Source organism: Pantoea hericii (assembly GCF_014155795.1).
GTDB classification, from domain to species: Bacteria; Pseudomonadota; Gammaproteobacteria; order Enterobacterales; family Enterobacteriaceae; genus Pantoea; species Pantoea eucalypti.
The window spans coordinates 631,349-645,658 of record NZ_SCKV01000002.1 but is presented as its reverse complement, the minus strand read 5'-3'; the positions used below and the strand labels follow the sequence as shown (position 1 = coordinate 645,658).

Annotated in this window: 16 protein-coding genes and 4 pseudogenes; 11 read left to right on the top strand and 9 right to left on the bottom strand. The window is 48.4% G+C overall.

The genetic code is table 11. The features are described from left to right. Positions 1 to 270: 270 nt before the first annotated feature. On the bottom strand, positions 271 to 915 hold the full coding sequence (locus H7K52_RS06700; RefSeq protein WP_182629850.1) for a DUF6338 family protein: 645 nt from the start codon (positions 913 to 915) through the stop codon (positions 271 to 273). Between the two features lie 411 nt (positions 916 to 1,326). Here H7K52_RS06700 and H7K52_RS19035 point away from each other — a divergent pair, with 411 nt between their 5' ends. From H7K52_RS19035 to H7K52_RS06660, 8 genes and pseudogenes are all read left to right on the top strand, one after another. Beyond that, positions 1,327 to 1,632, top strand: coding sequence for an NYN domain-containing protein (locus H7K52_RS19035; protein WP_409072674.1), 306 nt, complete (start codon positions 1,327 to 1,329; stop codon positions 1,630 to 1,632). 142 nt (positions 1,633 to 1,774) lie between these two features. After that, positions 1,775 to 2,086 carry a hypothetical protein gene (locus tag H7K52_RS06690; RefSeq protein ID WP_182629848.1) on the top strand — a complete coding sequence of 104 codons (312 nt, stop codon included), beginning with the start codon at positions 1,775 to 1,777 and terminating at the stop codon, positions 2,084 to 2,086. A gap of 69 nt (positions 2,087 to 2,155) precedes the next feature. Next, positions 2,156 to 2,503, top strand: a complete 348-nt coding sequence (locus H7K52_RS06685) for a hypothetical protein (RefSeq protein WP_182629847.1) — start codon at positions 2,156 to 2,158, stop codon at positions 2,501 to 2,503. A gap of 81 nt (positions 2,504 to 2,584) precedes the next feature. Next, positions 2,585 to 2,926: a hypothetical protein gene (locus H7K52_RS06680; RefSeq protein ID WP_182629846.1), complete on the top strand. Its 342-nt coding sequence runs from the start codon at positions 2,585 to 2,587 to the stop codon at positions 2,924 to 2,926. Continuing rightward, the gene (locus H7K52_RS06675; RefSeq protein ID WP_182629845.1) at positions 2,914 to 3,240 is read left to right on the top strand and encodes a superinfection immunity protein; all 327 of its coding nucleotides are present in this window, start codon (positions 2,914 to 2,916) and stop codon (positions 3,238 to 3,240) included. The genes H7K52_RS06680 and H7K52_RS06675 overlap by 13 nt, the downstream gene beginning before the upstream one ends. 57 nt (positions 3,241 to 3,297) lie before the next feature. Next, complete coding sequence (locus tag H7K52_RS06670; protein ID WP_182629844.1) at positions 3,298 to 4,203, top strand: tape measure protein; 906 nt, start codon at positions 3,298 to 3,300, stop codon at positions 4,201 to 4,203. A 51-nt stretch (positions 4,204 to 4,254) separates the two neighbouring features. After that, entirely contained in the window at positions 4,255 to 4,662 is a 408-nt protein-coding gene (locus tag H7K52_RS06665; RefSeq protein ID WP_182629843.1) for a hypothetical protein, read from the top strand. Continuing rightward, positions 4,662 to 5,705: pseudogene (locus H7K52_RS06660) on the top strand (phage portal protein). Before H7K52_RS06665 ends, H7K52_RS06660 begins: the two are co-directional and overlap by 1 nt. Before the next feature lie 30 nt (positions 5,706 to 5,735). On the opposite strand, the gene H7K52_RS06655 reads toward H7K52_RS06660, so the two are convergent. The 5 genes and pseudogenes from H7K52_RS06655 to H7K52_RS06635 form a co-directional block, all read right to left on the bottom strand. Further along, the gene (locus H7K52_RS06655; RefSeq protein ID WP_003854584.1) at positions 5,736 to 6,035 is read right to left on the bottom strand and encodes a DUF1493 family protein; all 300 of its coding nucleotides are present in this window, start codon (positions 6,033 to 6,035) and stop codon (positions 5,736 to 5,738) included. After that, positions 6,029 to 6,487 carry an STM2901 family protein gene (locus tag H7K52_RS06650; RefSeq protein WP_039660063.1) on the bottom strand — a complete coding sequence of 153 codons (459 nt, stop codon included), beginning with the start codon at positions 6,485 to 6,487 and terminating at the stop codon, positions 6,029 to 6,031. The genes H7K52_RS06655 and H7K52_RS06650 overlap by 7 nt, the downstream gene beginning before the upstream one ends. A 405-nt stretch (positions 6,488 to 6,892) precedes the next feature. Beyond that, positions 6,893 to 7,069, bottom strand: a complete 177-nt coding sequence (locus tag H7K52_RS06645) for a hypothetical protein (protein ID WP_008925343.1) — start codon at positions 7,067 to 7,069, stop codon at positions 6,893 to 6,895. A gap of 109 nt (positions 7,070 to 7,178) precedes the next feature. Further along, a pseudogene (locus H7K52_RS06640) lies at positions 7,179 to 9,408 on the bottom strand (replication endonuclease). Next, complete coding sequence (locus tag H7K52_RS06635; protein WP_373681448.1) at positions 9,408 to 9,509, bottom strand: TraR/DksA C4-type zinc finger protein; 102 nt, start codon at positions 9,507 to 9,509, stop codon at positions 9,408 to 9,410. Before H7K52_RS06635 ends, H7K52_RS06640 begins: the two are co-directional and overlap by 1 nt. Before the next feature lie 408 nt (positions 9,510 to 9,917). Here H7K52_RS06635 and H7K52_RS06625 point away from each other — a divergent pair, with 408 nt between their 5' ends. Then, positions 9,918 to 10,358, top strand: a complete 441-nt coding sequence (locus H7K52_RS06625) for a WapI family immunity protein (protein WP_182629842.1) — start codon at positions 9,918 to 9,920, stop codon at positions 10,356 to 10,358. A 53-nt stretch (positions 10,359 to 10,411) separates the two neighbouring features. Here H7K52_RS06625 and H7K52_RS06620 read toward each other — a convergent pair. Both H7K52_RS06620 and H7K52_RS06615 read right to left on the bottom strand, forming a co-directional pair. Further along, positions 10,412 to 10,807: pseudogene (locus H7K52_RS06620) on the bottom strand (tail fiber assembly protein). Beyond that, positions 10,790 to 11,137: pseudogene (locus H7K52_RS06615) on the bottom strand (phage baseplate assembly protein V); the annotation flags it as partial. The pseudogenes H7K52_RS06615 and H7K52_RS06620, both read right to left, overlap by 18 nt. A gap of 1,479 nt (positions 11,138 to 12,616) precedes the next feature. Here H7K52_RS06615 and adhP point away from each other — a divergent pair. Both adhP and H7K52_RS06605 read left to right on the top strand, forming a co-directional pair. Continuing rightward, positions 12,617 to 13,639, top strand: a complete 1,023-nt coding sequence (gene adhP / locus H7K52_RS06610) for an alcohol dehydrogenase AdhP (protein ID WP_003852659.1) — start codon at positions 12,617 to 12,619, stop codon at positions 13,637 to 13,639. Between the two features lie 205 nt (positions 13,640 to 13,844). Further along, positions 13,845 to 13,982 carry a hypothetical protein gene (locus H7K52_RS06605; protein ID WP_003852660.1) on the top strand — a complete coding sequence of 46 codons (138 nt, stop codon included), beginning with the start codon at positions 13,845 to 13,847 and terminating at the stop codon, positions 13,980 to 13,982. 83 nt (positions 13,983 to 14,065) lie between these two features. On the opposite strand, the gene H7K52_RS06600 is transcribed toward H7K52_RS06605, so the two are convergent. Continuing rightward, positions 14,066 to 14,251 carry a hypothetical protein gene (locus H7K52_RS06600; RefSeq protein WP_003852661.1) on the bottom strand — a complete coding sequence of 62 codons (186 nt, stop codon included), beginning with the start codon at positions 14,249 to 14,251 and terminating at the stop codon, positions 14,066 to 14,068. Between the last annotated feature and the right edge of the window lie 59 nt (positions 14,252 to 14,310).

Below are 14,310 nucleotides of genomic sequence, written 5' to 3'. Positions count from 1 at the left end.
GCAGAAGGGGCATGTTCTGGGCTTATAGGCTATTTTTCTTCCTCCTTCTGGTAAACCGGGTCTGTGCCGCACTGGTACTTCCCCATCTTTTGCACAAACAGCTGTTTACATAAACAGTAATTTAGCCAGCGCTTATAGAATTGGCAACAAACACCCCCGCTAAGCAGGGTTTTTTAACTCTTCTTTCCAGGCGGTGGCGAAGGGGGCGCTGCTGGCCTTTGATAAGTAGTTGGAGGCGGGGGGTTTTTACCTCCTCTTGAACCATCTGGGCTAGGTATGTTGTACGGAGGAGGATTCGGAATCTTTCTCGACATATATTACCTCAGGATTATCTTGCATAAATTCAACCCATTTAATGTCCGATGCCTTGAACATTATGAACTTAACTGTTGGCATATCTACATAGCCGCTTTCAGTCACCCAGGAAGGATTTCGAAGTAGAAACTGACCTTTCTCGGGATCTGCTGGCCATTCTTCTGGCCATCCAAAGATTCTTCTGTCATCTGTTAGATGGAGTATCACATGCGTTATGTTCGAATTGAAAGTTCCGAACCACTCGCAGTGGTAAGAAGTTTGTTTAGTCACTTTACATAATCGCATAAGTGCATGGAATTTATCATTATTTGCTAATGAGCTAAATGCTATTCCAAGAACGAATGCATTAACATACGACCAGAATGTAGTAGTAGTTGAATCCCAACTTCCAAAGCTGTGAAAACCTCCAATCCAAAGCGCCACAGGTTTGACAAGGTGTATTGATGCCTGAACGAAGACAGTGAAAATTAACGCCTGTATAACTCTCTCGAACTGAGAAGGCTTTGGGTATGCGGTGAAGGCGTGGAAAATCCACGCAGTCAAAAAACCAGGCAACAGTAACATCAAAATCTTGAAGAGGTCTCCGCTCACAGCTTCCATTATATCAGTTTACGCCTCATTTTTTTTCTGCTTTAGGGGGCATTGGTGGCGGTGCTGGCCTTACGGATACCTTTGGCTGGGGAGGATTTTTACTGTCTTGTCTTATTTGAGGGGGCGGATTTTTACTCTCATTAATTGATTGCGTCATAAAAAATCACCTCATTTGTGTTATCAAGTTAATAACTCTATATTCTCATAAAAACTTTATCATTAGATTTGTTCTTCGTCACATACCTTAAAGCAACTTAACTGGCGGAGCGGTCAGGGTAATGAGTGCAATCATCCGAACCTCGATGGAGTGTTCAGCATATTAACATTCACATTGATCGCACTGTGTCAGCGTCATGTTTCGCAGCATATCTCAATCATACTCAATGTGCTTAATAAGCGCCTGCTTCTTTTGCTGTTCGCTTGGGGGAGTTGAATTTTCGCGGGTGGAAAGTCGCAGATCGAGCATTACAGGCCGGCGCCAATGGAAATGCTACAATTACCGCCCAAGATGTCTCGCCAAACTTGCAGCAAAAAGGCGTAGACATGAGGATTGCATTGGATATTTCTTCAATGACACTCAAAAACCAAGCAGACATCTTTTGCTTAGTAACTGGTGATTCAGATTTTGCGCCAATTATTAAGTTCGCAAGATCTGAAGGAAAACAAGTATATACTTATACGCTTGGGCATAGGGTTAAACCTTCCATTCCTATCACTATAAGATAAAAAAAATCATTAAATTCAGTTGACCCGCTCCGGCGGGCTTCTTGCTCATAGTCTTTGCAATACCGTAAATAACTGTAATAACGATGAAGTTCATTTCCTATTTGCCGATATCGACATCGGTAGCAGTCTATAGGAGGAGTGGATGATGGTCAGCAAAGCAAAGTTAGTCATAGTTGGAGTGAGCATGATTTTTGGCATTCCCTTAACAATGTCAGGTCTGCAGTTGAAGGAAGGAATGTTTCTAAAGCAGATGGTGAATTGTCAGGAAGATGCTTCTAACAGCGTCATGTCACTGTTAGATCGTGACATCAACACCATCAGAGGGGGGGAGCTTGAGAACATATCAAGTAATCTCAAAACCTGCACTAAAGACATTAACCCAAGAATTGGCATGGTGACTTTCTTACGCAATGAGCATGAAAGAAACGTCAAAGAGACCGCGGCTACCAAATAGTTGTATTACTTCCTATTGCATCCCAACCCGGCTAGGATTCATCAGACAGATAACATTGGGGATAGGGACATGAAATTAGCTTTAGTTGTGATGGGATTTCTGATGTGTTCCATGGCGTATGCTGATTTAGAGAGTGCTGCAAAAAACTTAAGCGACTGCGTAACCCAATATGCAGACAGCCAAATCAAAACTACCAAATCAGCTGACATCGTCACTGATGAATCTTTTAATAAATGTAGTACTGAACTCTCTGAGTACCATGACTCAATTGGTCCTGACCAAGCACAGTGGTCTGGTTTAGGTTCTCAGCAAAAAGAAGCGATTACAAAAATCAGAGACCAGACAACAGCAAAAGTTCGTGAGAGTTTATCCTCACAGATCGTCACCTTTATCACTAAGTCGCGCAAAAGCCCTTAACCCGCTTAACTGCAGGTTTCTCGCTTCCCATTGCATCAGTTCCGCTTTAGGATTGCCATACTTACCTCTGGGGATAGGGACATGACTGAAGAAGAATGGCTTGATGGCCTTCGCCACCTTAGCAGCGAGCAGATATTGCAAGCCCACTTCAGCCTGCAAGAGCAGATCATAAAACATTACAAGCTTCGCTCTGAACCAGAGCATCTGAAGAAGGCGATCGCCCTTTGCGAGCAGCAAATTGCTCTTGCGCCCCTTACGATACAGGCAATGAAGCAAAACCCTCATATGTATTCTAATGGTGTCTTTTCGGCCCCTGCGCATCATGGCTATCGGCAGTACGCTATCATCCTGCGCCGTTTAAAGGATTTTGATACACTAGAACGGATTGAATCTAAGCGTAAATTTGAAGGATGGGCGGGTTGATGGGAGAGATGATAGTTTTTATTCTGGGTTTAATTTTTTATCTTTTGCCTGGAATTATCGCAAGCGGCAGGGGCCACAAAAACTCAACTGCTATATGGGTGCTTACGGTAGTTCTAGGATGGACTGGTCTTGGGTGGGTTGTTGCATTGGTTTGGTCATTTACAAACCCTGAACACGGCAAGCACTCTCCATCTTTGCACCCAATGAATGCGATGAAAAATAGCTCCTCGGAGACTAAGAAGTGCCCATTCTGTGCAGAAGAAATAAAAAAAGAGGCCATACTCTGCCGATTTTGCGGTAAAGACATTCAATGACACACAAGAATAAGACATGAACCCGCTTCGGCGGGTTTTTTATTGCCCGGAGATCCTATGGCTAGCGAGAAACAGCTTGGAAATATCGTCTATGAGGTAGAGCTTGAAGTTGCAAAGCTTATTGAGGCGCAGCGTGAGGTTAACAATCGATTAGATAAGATGAGTGGAACTGCCGACAAAGCAGGCAATAGCTTGGACAGGTTAGAGAAAAAAACCGACAGCTTAGGCGGTGGGTTTACCAGTCTGGCATCTGCTGTGAAAGCATACATTACGGTACAGGCGGCAATGAAAATTGTTGAGACCGCTCAGCAGTTTGAACTTCTTGCTACCCGCGTGACAATGGCATCAAAAAGCGCCGCGGAAGGAGAAGCGAACTTTCGCGCTCTACTTGCTATCTCTGCACAGAATGGATCTGACCTTAAAGAAACTGTAAATCTATTCACGCAGATGAGCGCAACTTTAAAAAGCGTTGGTGCAACGTCTGGTGATGTTCAGCGACTTGTTAGCACCCTTCAGAAGATAGGTACAATTGGCGGCTCTTCTCAGGAGGAGATGAACAATGCCTTGCGCCAATTCATGCAGTCAATGGCTTCCGGACGTGTTCAGGCAGAGGAATTCAACTCAATAATCGAGCAAATGCCAGAACTTGGCCGACAAATTGCGGAAGGTATGGGCATCCCGTTTGACCAACTCAGGCAGTTAATGCTTGCAGGAAAGCTGGATATTGGGTCGGTTCTGGATGCCATTTATAACCAAACAGATAACATCAACTCAAAATTTGAGGATATGCCTCGCACAGTGGCGCAGGCCAGCAACGCTCTAGTTAACAGCCTTGGCATGGCTGCGGCGCAAATAGACCAGAGAATTGGAGCTACGAAGTATTTTGCCAAGCTGTTGGATGGTGCCGCGCTAACGATAAACTTAGTTACCGGCAACGCATCTGCGATTGACCAGATAGACTAGAAACTAATAAAAAATGCAGATGATTTAAAGACTGCTGAAAACTCACTTAGCTTGGCGAAAAAATCAGGCGTAGATTGGGCAACGAAGCAAGCCCAAGCAACGGTTGATCGGCTCAAGGGTGAGCAGAGGATATTGAATCTCTCTAAGCAGACAGCAAAAGAGGTTCAGTCAGCAACATCAGGACAATCTGCGGGCGGTGAATCCCCTGAATATATAAGAAACCTCGCGGCTAAAACCGCACAAAACTCAGCGCAGGCCATAATCAGCGCAGGACAATCTGAGGTGGAAAAACTTCAGGTTCAACGCAATCAACTGAAGGCAAATTACGACAAAAAGCTTGTTGATAAGGAAGCTTATACCAAGGCTGACGCCGCTCTTAGCCAGAAGATTGCTGACGCGCAGGAGAAGGCTACCGCAGCCAGCGGCGGCGCTAATCCCTCAATTCTGGAATTTTACTGATGAGCAAACGCAGAGGCCGCAAGGCTCACACCGCCACCGCGCAGCCTGTACAGCCAACCGCACCCCAGCAGCACGCCGAGGCGTTTACCTTTGGCGATCCGACGCCGGTCATGGATAAGCGCGACATTCTGGATTATGCCGAGTGCATCGGTAACGGGCGCTGGTTTGAGCCGCCGGTCAGCTTTAACGGGCTGGCTAAGAGCCTGCGCTCGGCCGTGCATCACAGCTCGCCGATTTACGTAAAGCGCAACATTCTGGCCTCGACCTTTATCCCGCATCCGATGATGAGCCAGCAGGAGTTCAGCAAGTTTGCGCTGGATTATCTGGTCTTCGGTAACGCCTTTGCCGAGCTGCGCCGCAATGGTCTGGGTAAGCCGCTCCGCCTTGAGACCACCCCAGCTAAATTCACCCGCAGAGGCGTGAAGGATGGTGTTTACTGGTTTGTGAATGACTGGAAAGAGCTGCATGAGTTTTCAGCCGGCAGCGTGTTTCACCTGCTGGAGCCGGATATTAATCAGGAACTTTACGGCCTGCCGGAATACCTCAGCGCGCTTAATTCCGCCTGGCTGAATGAGGCGGCGACCCTGTTCCGCCGCAAGTATTACCAGAACGGCGCGCACGCCGGTTACATCCTGTATATGACCGACGCGGCGCAGAGCAGCAGCGACGTTGACCGGATGTGCCAGGCTATGCGCGACACGAAAGGGATCGGCAACTTCCGCAACCTGTTTATGTACGCGCCGAACGGTAAGCCGGACGGGATCAAGATTCTGCCGCTCAGCGAGGTAGCGACGAAGGACGATTTCTTTAACATCAAGAAGGCCAGCCGCGACGACCTGCTAAGCGCACACCGCGTGCCGCCGCAGATGATGGGGATTATCCCGGACAACTCCGGCGGATTCGGTGATGCGGTGAAAGCGGCATAGGTGTTTGTGCGTAACAAACTGACACCGCTGCAGGAACGTCTGAAGGAAATCAATAACTGGCTGGGCGAAGAGGTGATCGCCTTCCGCCCTTATTCGCTGGAAGCGGCAACAAACTGAAGATGTAACGCCTGCCTGTGCAGGCGTTAGTTATTTACCCAACCAGCGCCCGGCCTGTGCAGACTCAACCAACAAACGGAGAGTAAGCGGATCATGCGGTGCGGTGAAATCTTCCGGGAAATAGTCGTTAAAAGAGATGGTGCCGGGGTCAATGCCAAAACTGTCAGCATACCGCTCAAGTAATTCATAAGCGTCGATGGGATCCATGCGAAAGTCGTTGTTCAGATCAGTGTCCAGCTCAAGCTTGTAACGTTTTAATGTAAACAAGCTTCTGCCGTTATAATCTTCAACCAGCGCAAATACTGCCTTCTCTATATCCTCACTTACCATATTCTGTCGTCCTTATGGGCAATAAGGTTGTATTTTACCGTAGTTTTCCAGCCTATCTCCGCCACATCAGCGGCCATAATTACCCATCCTAAAACCGGTATTGTGCGACCGACGAAAGTACCCAATTTATGGGTCATCAACATTTTAATTTGGAATGGTTTTTTAGGGTTTTGTATCCACGTAGGCAACCTGAACGGGAGACGGTAATCGCGCAACAGCTTGCGAGAATACACCGAGGCATAAGAGGTACCTTTCCAGGCACCCTTTAACTTTCCTGACACGTCAATCGTATTCTGTCCCGAGTAAATTGCAGCTATGGCTATGATATCCTTTGCACCGCTAAAATGCTCAGCGGTCACATCAATCATAATCCAGAAATAAAGCTCTGCCGGGGAAAGGTTGGTAAGCCCGCCATAGAAGTAAGTCCCGTTTAACTGCTCAGTTGTATCCATATTATTCCCTTACATGGTTAACCGTATTGGTCAAAAATTTATCATATTAATTCCGATCAGTGCCATACCTCATCTGCCGCTCTCAGGCCCGATTTGCGAGGCTCAAATCCTCTTCACCAGTTCAATCTCATCAAACCATTGCGTGCCCCTCCGTGCCCCTGGCGCAGCCTCCGCATGCATGTTTGTACCCCTCGCGCGCAATGCTATCCCCGCCACGCCTGCCCGCTTTATGTATCGCTTTTCATGCATTTGCATGTACAACCTCTGAGCGCGCCAGCTCTGGTCTTACAGACGCTTAGCGATCCACTTTGGATCATGCGGATTAATGCAAGCATATGCACTTTGATGCAGAAGCAAAAAGCCACCTTAAAGGTGGCTAGTGAACGGTAGGGAAGGGGCAATTAATCATTCTGCCTGGCAGTAAATAGCGGCTTCGAAAATAGCTGTGTCGATTGTCCCTGCCATGTCGCTAATCATCGACAGTGCCATTTTTAATTCATCTTCTTTGCAATGTGCGATCAGCGATACGTCAGCAATGAACTGAATGCGTGCAACCGTTTCACTTAGATTATCTATTTTCATCAAATGATTAACTCCTTTTAGTCAAAATGTACTGTATGTGTAAACAGTGTCATGATGAACTAAAATCGTAAACAATCGTGCGGCTCAGATTAGTCCGACTGCCGTTTTATTAATCAGGCAACTGTATGCCTCTTTTTCTCGCTAGTGCATTGAAGCGCTTTAATGGGGCGGCATTTATGCGACGTCTATGGAACAGATAGCCGCTTGTTCCGCTCCAATAAGAAAGCTCTCCAATCTTGATTGTGTGGCCTTTCATCATGCGCACAGCTTCACCGTCGGACAGTGTTAACCTGGAGATCTCAAAGAAACTCTTTTTCAACGCCTCACGTTCTGCGCAATGACTCCGTTCAGAGTGATATTTGTCCGGCTCAGGTTGCTCCTGCGCTGGCTTTTCTCTTAATCGCTTAAGAATCCTTCTTCGCTCGGCGCGAGTAGGGGGCTTTGTGAAATCGATAGCGGCTTCAGAGCCTGTCGGCTCCGTACAGTTATTGACAGAACTCCGAGAGGACGCAGGCGCGTCCTTAAATTCAAAATCCAAATCAACGGCACGTTTCGGGACAATCCTCCATTGCATCAGACGGGTTAAAATTGGCGTATCGTTGCCAACTTCAGTTGCGTAAACACCCTTGATACGCACAGTTTCCTCTCCGTACTCATTCATGTCTTCGCTTGCCTGATACCAGGTGCGCACAGCCAGCTCGTCGCGGCGCACAAATGGGCCACCCTGCGCGTTAACGTATCCGGCCCAGTCTCCTGCGTCGGCGGCGTCATGCGCGGCCGCAAACTCAACGCTCAGGCCGTGCGCGGTTTCGCTGTCTGCCATGCGGCGCAGTTCGCGGTAAACCGTGACCGGCGCACCGCCCACAAACTGAAATTGCCGGATGTGCCAGCGTGCCGCCCAGGCAGAAACGGCCGAGGCAGTTTCCTTAAGGTCTTTGCCGCTTTCGGCGTCCGTCTCGCCGTCTAGCGCGTAGCCGTCGATATTCTTGGAAATGTATTTAGCAACGTAACCCGTCGCGCTACCTTTCTCCGGGTCGATAGCCTCGGCGTGAAAGCGGGCCTTACGGGCTTTGTCGGTTGTCAGCTCGCTGCCGTCTTGCTGCCAGGCGTAGTCGCGCATAATCTCGCGCACGCGTTCAGCCTGCTCCGGACGCATAAACATGAGCATGTGCTAGTGCGGAGTCGCATCATGATGAGGCTCAGCAACGCGGATCCCGAAGATGCGGATTTCTTCGCGGTGCAGCTTGGCGCGAATTTTCTGCCAGACACTGCAGAGATAACGCTGGGTGTCGGCCGGGCTGGAACCGTTCCATTTTACGGTTACGATGCCCGGTTTTAATCGTGGCGTGATAGCGCGCCGGGGCAGTCAGCGTGTAGAACTCGCCGATAAAGCCCATTTCATTGCAGATGTTTTCAAAGCCACGAATACGGGTCATCAGCTCGCAGCGGCGGATCGCCGGGTTGGCCACGCTGCCGTCATATTTCTCAATCAGGCTGATGCGGTTGCCTTCTTCGTCTTCCAGCTCCATTCCCTTCAGAAATTCACGGGTGCGGCGCTTCTGCTCGCGCCACTCTGAAACGGTCATGCTGCTGGCGTAGGGGGTGTGTTTTTTGCTGACGTTAGCCAGGGCAATCTGAAGATGCTCACGCCATGATGCGGCCACGCGGCGCAGTCGGCCTTTCCACCATTTTTCCGTCTGCATACGCATGATCGCCGGGGTAACTTCCTCCGGGTCAAACAGCCGCGACGTGACTTTATCCCACAATGGCGGCGTCTGGCTCAGCTCGCGGGTGATGGTGGCGGCAGTCATGTAAACGCGGTGCGTGTATTTGTAATCTGACTCGTCGCTGGACTGCGCGTGAGCCTGTACCAGCTCGGCGAGGATGAAATTAGCGACATCCCCTGCCAGTAGATCGACGTCGGCACGCGCCATGTCAGGCAGTCGGTTAAAGCGGCGCATTAGATTGAAAAGCTGACCACCTGCTAGAGCCGTGTTGTCACGCTCAGTTGCGTTACCCCCGAGTAAATTTAATGTGCACCCCTTCATTACGCCGACACGATATTTAGCGTTAACGGTTTCAACGCGTGGCAATGTGCGCTCAACAAATGTCTTTGTTAAGTACGCATTGGCGCGGGCTGTTCCCTGTGTCTTTTCCAGATCACTGACGCGGCGTTTAACGTCGAGTTGTATCAGAGCAGGCTGCATAACGAGCAACTCCTGCGCACGCACTAAAGCCGCAATCATCTGAGTGCGGCTGTGCATTTCCTCATAGGTGGGATAGGGGCTGGCGATGGCTTCCCGTGGAGCATTCCACGGGTAAGCAAATTCCTCATGCATCAGGAATTACCCTGCCGGTGTTTACTGCGATGTTCCTCAATTTCCTGGCAGGAAACGCAGCGAGTCACACCCAGATACGCGCGCCTGCGCTTTTCAGGAATTGGGGCATCACAGTCTTCACAAAATGAGGCGCTTACAGCAGGCGCGCGCGCGGCTGTTACAGCCAGAATCAGTCAAGGGACCATATCTCTTTTGCGAGGGCGGCTTAAAATCGGGCTGCATGCGCGCAATTTGAAAATGACCGAAACAGCAGCAAAACATATGCTTGAACCCAGTCGGTATGTACCTTTGCAGATTCAGGAAAGAGCTATTCGTTTTGGTAAGCGAATGCCAGACCCTCGTGAAGGAAAAGGAATGTTCCGATACGAAACGGATATTTATAAACTGCGCTACGATAAGCAGCGAAGGGAATATGTTCATCAGAAATACAAATTTGAAGTAATAGTCAGGGAATCAGACTGGACAATATCTCATTTTAAATATTTTTATTAGCTGACAAGGAAATTTCAATGTTTGATATCAGGAATGAAGAGTTTACATTCGCAATCGCTCCCTTTGAACGCGTAGTGGATAACGAAGCCGATCCTGTTAACCATCACTGGGACTGGATACAGTCCTGGGTGGAGTTTTCGGTAAGCGGCCTGAAAGTGGCATTTAAAACGGAGTTCACCGTTGGAGAATTGAAAATGCTGAAAAAAGAATTCTCAGCTTTTCATCAGGCGCTTATTAATCTGCAAAAGATCAAGTCGTTTAACTATCAGAGCGATATTCATCAACTGGACATGATACTGACCAATGAAAAAAGTATTGATGGCGTAACTGTTGATTTCATTCTTCGCCCGGAACCACATGCCGACAGCGTCCAGGTTAAAGGCAGCTTTGGCCTTGATGAAAGCTATTTCCCCGACATTCTGAATCGACTTGATGAAATGATTCAATGGCAGAATTAAACATTCTGCCATTGAAAATTTTAATAGAAAGCTACGGGCGTAAAACGAATTTTCTATTCAGGCGTTTTCGGCCAGCTGATAGCTGGCGCATTTGTGATATCTGCAGCCTGTACCGCCTGCACGTACTTCATTCAGGTGGTCAGCGTGGCTTTATCCGCATCAGTAATGATGCCGGGCAGCAGCTGCGTCTGCCATGCCTGAGTAATTCCGTTGACCTCACTCACGCCCGCTGACTTTTCGCTGGCCGCTGCGTCAAGCAGTAGCTGCTGCTGCGCATCGCTGTCGGTTAGCCACTTTTCACCGTCCCACTTATCAAACGCGGTTGCCGGAGAATGCGTTATGGTGTCCGCCGGATTGTCGCCCAGTACCGTGATTTTCACCGGCGCGCCGCCTGAAATCGGGTAAGCCGTTTCACCGCGATGGTCCGGCACGCTAATGTTGGCTTTCATCGTGCCGCCCTTTTTGACTTCCAGCTGCGCAGTTTTGAGCAGCGTTGCGCATTCCACTTCTGGCGAGTCGAACAGGATTTTACCGTCGCTTTGATGGTTGCCGTCTGTATGCCGGTTGCGGTCAGTGCGCCGGTTTCCGGCTCGTATTCGATCACCGCATCGTCAGGAAATGACCAGCGCATCGGCCCAGGCAGACGGAGCCGGATTGTCATAAGAGAAAATTCCCGGCATCACAAAGCCGGTATCAAGTTCACCACCGAGGCACAGTTCAAGCACCTGCTTACCCACTGACGGCGCATTCCAGGAGCGGGTTTTACCCGCGCGGGCGCTGAATGTCTTCGGGTTGTTCATTCATGATTTAGATTTTATTTTCCCCACAAGCTAAAGCTAACATCAGTTACGCATAGCCAGCCCGTTGCGGCAGGAAAATGGCTACGCCATGCGCGTTATAACATCTCGTCCTGTCTGATTGGATGTTTCTTCTGACATTCTATATGCTTATTGGATATTAAAATGATCATGACACTATTTCACGTAGATGCAGTGTTTACAACGAATAAAAATCAGATGCTATAAATGAGAGGTTGAATAAGTGAAGCGTGTATTTTTATGGCTCATGCAATCATTTATCTATTTAATTCCTGCTGTTTTGATTGTTGCAGGAGTTTATATTTTCATTCGATTTATTCCTGAACATGCGGCGATTATTAGCATAATATGGGTGATGGTTGTTTCTTATGTGTATATTAAATACAATCGATGGTATTAGGTTTGTTAAGAGATCTTCGTGATCCTGATTTAATCGATAGCGTTAAAGTGTGAAGTGTGACGAAAAAAATGATCTCCTTAGTGAGGTTGGCTGCCATTTAGCGATTATATAATCTGGTTTCTCTGGTTAAGTCCTGTCTGAGATATGATTGAATCAGGCTCGCGCTATTTCTTATTTTTTGATATGTAAATCATCTTAATAACTGCTCTGTTATTCTTACTTTGGGTCCCCTTAATACTCATGATACCCCCCATTTTACTGCCAGCAGAACAGAGGCTTTCCGGACGCTTCTCCTCAAAATTGATCTCAATCAATATATCTAAACATCTTCCCCGAACGGTCCTCCACGTTTATTTAACGTATAAAAACCACGTCGTAACCTGCCCCGGTGATTTTTAACCAGGGTTTATTATGTTCTTAAAAAAAGTTATTCCTTGTGCGCTCGTAGCGTTAGCGAGTGCATCCATGTCTGGTTGTGTGATGGCAGAGGGAGGATACCATCGCGGCCCATCATCTGAATGGCATCATCACCATGCGTCTTATCAGGACCAGCAAAATGATAATGGCTGGAGCCACCATGCCGGACCAGCCGCATCAGAAAATAACGCTTCTCAGCATCTGGGGCCACCGCCAGCGACGTATAGTGCAGCCCAGCATCTGGGGCCACCGCCAGCCTCGGATGATTCTACTGAACACAGGGGACCGGCAACTGACAGTGGCATTCACCGCTGGCAACCGAGCGACTCCGCTGAGTAATTGATACGAAGCATTTAGATGAACAGGGGCGCTATCGCCCCTTTTAACCGGTAATCGCCGTCTGAAAAGGTTCTTCACGATAAACGTGCTTCACGCATCCAGTAAGTCACTCATGATTTCCAAAGCTTTAACACGCAAAATCCCTTTAGCAACGCACCTCAAAACTGACTTCACTCACAAAGGCAGCAACAACTCTTTCTGTCCCGCACCCAAAGCTAATCTGTAATCTTGCCATCATTCCCGTATGGCATATTCTTGAGATTCAATCAAAAGGAGTAACGTTTATGAAAGCGGCAATTGCTAATAGTGAACACAAGGTTGAAGTTGTTGAGAAGACGCTGCGTCCTCTCAAAACCGGTGAAGCCCGGCTCAGGATGGAATGCTGTGGTGTATGCCATACCGATTTGCATGTGAAGAACGGTGATTTCGGCGATAAAACGGGTGTGACCCTGGGTCATGAAGGGATCGGTATCGTTGAGGAAGTCGCACCGGATGTGACGTCACTCAAGCCTGGCGATCGGGCCAGCGTCGCCTGGTTTTTCAAGGGCTGCGGTCACTGCGAATACTGTAACTCCGGTAACGAAACCCTCTGCAGATCGGTCATCAATGCCGGTTTCACAGCCGATGGCGGCATGGCTGAAGAGTGCATTGTCGTTGCAGATTACTCGGTCAAAGTCCCTGATGGACTTGATCCTTACGCTGCCAGTAGCGTCACCTGTGCCGGTGTCACCACCTATAAAGCGGTTAAGGTGTCAGAAGTTAAACCGGGACAATGGCTGGCCATTTATGGTCTTGGCGGGCTGGGAAATCTCGCGCTGCAATATGCAAAAAATGTCTTCAACGCCAAAGTGATCGCGGTTGATGTCAGTGATGGTCAGCTGGCACTGGCGAAGGAGATGGGAGCCGATCTGGTGGTCAATTCGGCCAGCGAAGATGCAGCGCGCATTATTCAGGAGAAAACCGGCGGAGCACATGCTGCTGTGGTCACGGCGGTAGCTAAAGCGGCCTTTAACTCGGCGGTGGATGCGGTGAGAGCAGGAGGGCGCGTCGTGGCTGTCGGACTGCCGCCGGAAGCGATGAGTCTTAATATTCCCCGTCTGGTACTTGATGGCATTCAGGTGGTGGGATCACTGGTCGGAACGCGAAACGATTTGGCAGAAGCCTTCCAGTTTGCGGCAGAAGGGAAAGTCGTGCCTAAAGTGACCAAAAGGAAGATTGGTGAGGTCAATGACATCTTTGATGAGATGGTGCAGGGCAAAATCCGTGGCAGGATGGTAATCGACTTCACCGGTCACTCTGCTGATTAAAGTTCATCTGACTCCTGCAAAGGCCCGCATCCTGCGGGCTTTTTAATATCGTTAAGATCTCTCTGAGCCCTTCAGAGCACAATCCTTCTAACCATTAATAAGCCAGTCTTTATGTTTCATGATGTGATTTTGACTTGAACTTTACCGGTAACATTATAGTTTATGGGGTGAAAGGTTATTACACACACGTGAAGGAGGGTTATTTATGGCGAAGCATCACTTACTTAAATCCATTGAAATAACAGCGATTGTGCTCTTTGTTCTGATACTGGCATATCTGATTTTGACAGGGTTACTGTCATCAACAGGCGTGGATCATGCCTGGCCTTATCCCAATCAGTAACTGAGTGCCACACCAGGGAAAGCATTAATAAAATGACCCTCTCACAGGGCAAACAACCCCGCGATGGCGAGGTTGAATTGACGTTATACCAGACTCACTGACAGCAGTATCAGCTCTTCGGTTTCCAGCGACAGACTTTTTTTGGTTTCGAACATAAAGGTTTCCAGCGCCTCCTCGACATCGTCACCCTCAATAAAGGCGTGAGTCGTAACATGATTTTCACCTTTTGGCTTGATCACGTAAGAAACAAACCACTTCTTCTTTTCCATAATGCTTATCCTCGTTTTAAATCCTGATACCGCGTTTTGGCAATGGTATATTTTTATGC

Excerpts from the sequence above, each read along its gene's own strand:
- H7K52_RS06685 (WP_182629847.1), top strand. The coding sequence starts at position 2,156 with ATGAAATTAGCTTTAGTTGTGATGGGATTTCTGATGTGTTCCATGGCG.
- H7K52_RS06645 (WP_008925343.1), bottom strand. The coding sequence starts at position 7,069 with ATGAAAATAGATAATCTAAGTGAAACGGTTGCACGCATTCAGTTCATT.
- H7K52_RS06700 (WP_182629850.1), bottom strand. The coding sequence starts at position 915 with ATGGAAGCTGTGAGCGGAGACCTCTTCAAGATTTTGATGTTACTGTTG.
- H7K52_RS06605 (WP_003852660.1), top strand. The coding sequence starts at position 13,845 with ATGGCGAAGCATCACTTACTTAAATCCATTGAAATAACAGCGATTGTG.
- H7K52_RS06655 (WP_003854584.1), bottom strand. The coding sequence starts at position 6,035 with ATGGTAAGTGAGGATATAGAGAAGGCAGTATTTGCGCTGGTTGAAGAT.
- H7K52_RS06680 (WP_182629846.1), top strand. The coding sequence starts at position 2,585 with ATGACTGAAGAAGAATGGCTTGATGGCCTTCGCCACCTTAGCAGCGAG.
- H7K52_RS06625 (WP_182629842.1), top strand. The coding sequence starts at position 9,918 with ATGTTTGATATCAGGAATGAAGAGTTTACATTCGCAATCGCTCCCTTT.
- H7K52_RS06690 (WP_182629848.1), top strand. The coding sequence starts at position 1,775 with ATGATGGTCAGCAAAGCAAAGTTAGTCATAGTTGGAGTGAGCATGATT.
- adhP (WP_003852659.1), top strand. The coding sequence starts at position 12,617 with ATGAAAGCGGCAATTGCTAATAGTGAACACAAGGTTGAAGTTGTTGAG.
- H7K52_RS06675 (WP_182629845.1), top strand. The coding sequence starts at position 2,914 with ATGGGCGGGTTGATGGGAGAGATGATAGTTTTTATTCTGGGTTTAATT.
- H7K52_RS06670 (WP_182629844.1), top strand. The coding sequence starts at position 3,298 with ATGGCTAGCGAGAAACAGCTTGGAAATATCGTCTATGAGGTAGAGCTT.
- H7K52_RS06600 (WP_003852661.1), bottom strand. The coding sequence starts at position 14,251 with ATGGAAAAGAAGAAGTGGTTTGTTTCTTACGTGATCAAGCCAAAAGGT.
- H7K52_RS06650 (WP_039660063.1), bottom strand. The coding sequence starts at position 6,487 with ATGGATACAACTGAGCAGTTAAACGGGACTTACTTCTATGGCGGGCTT.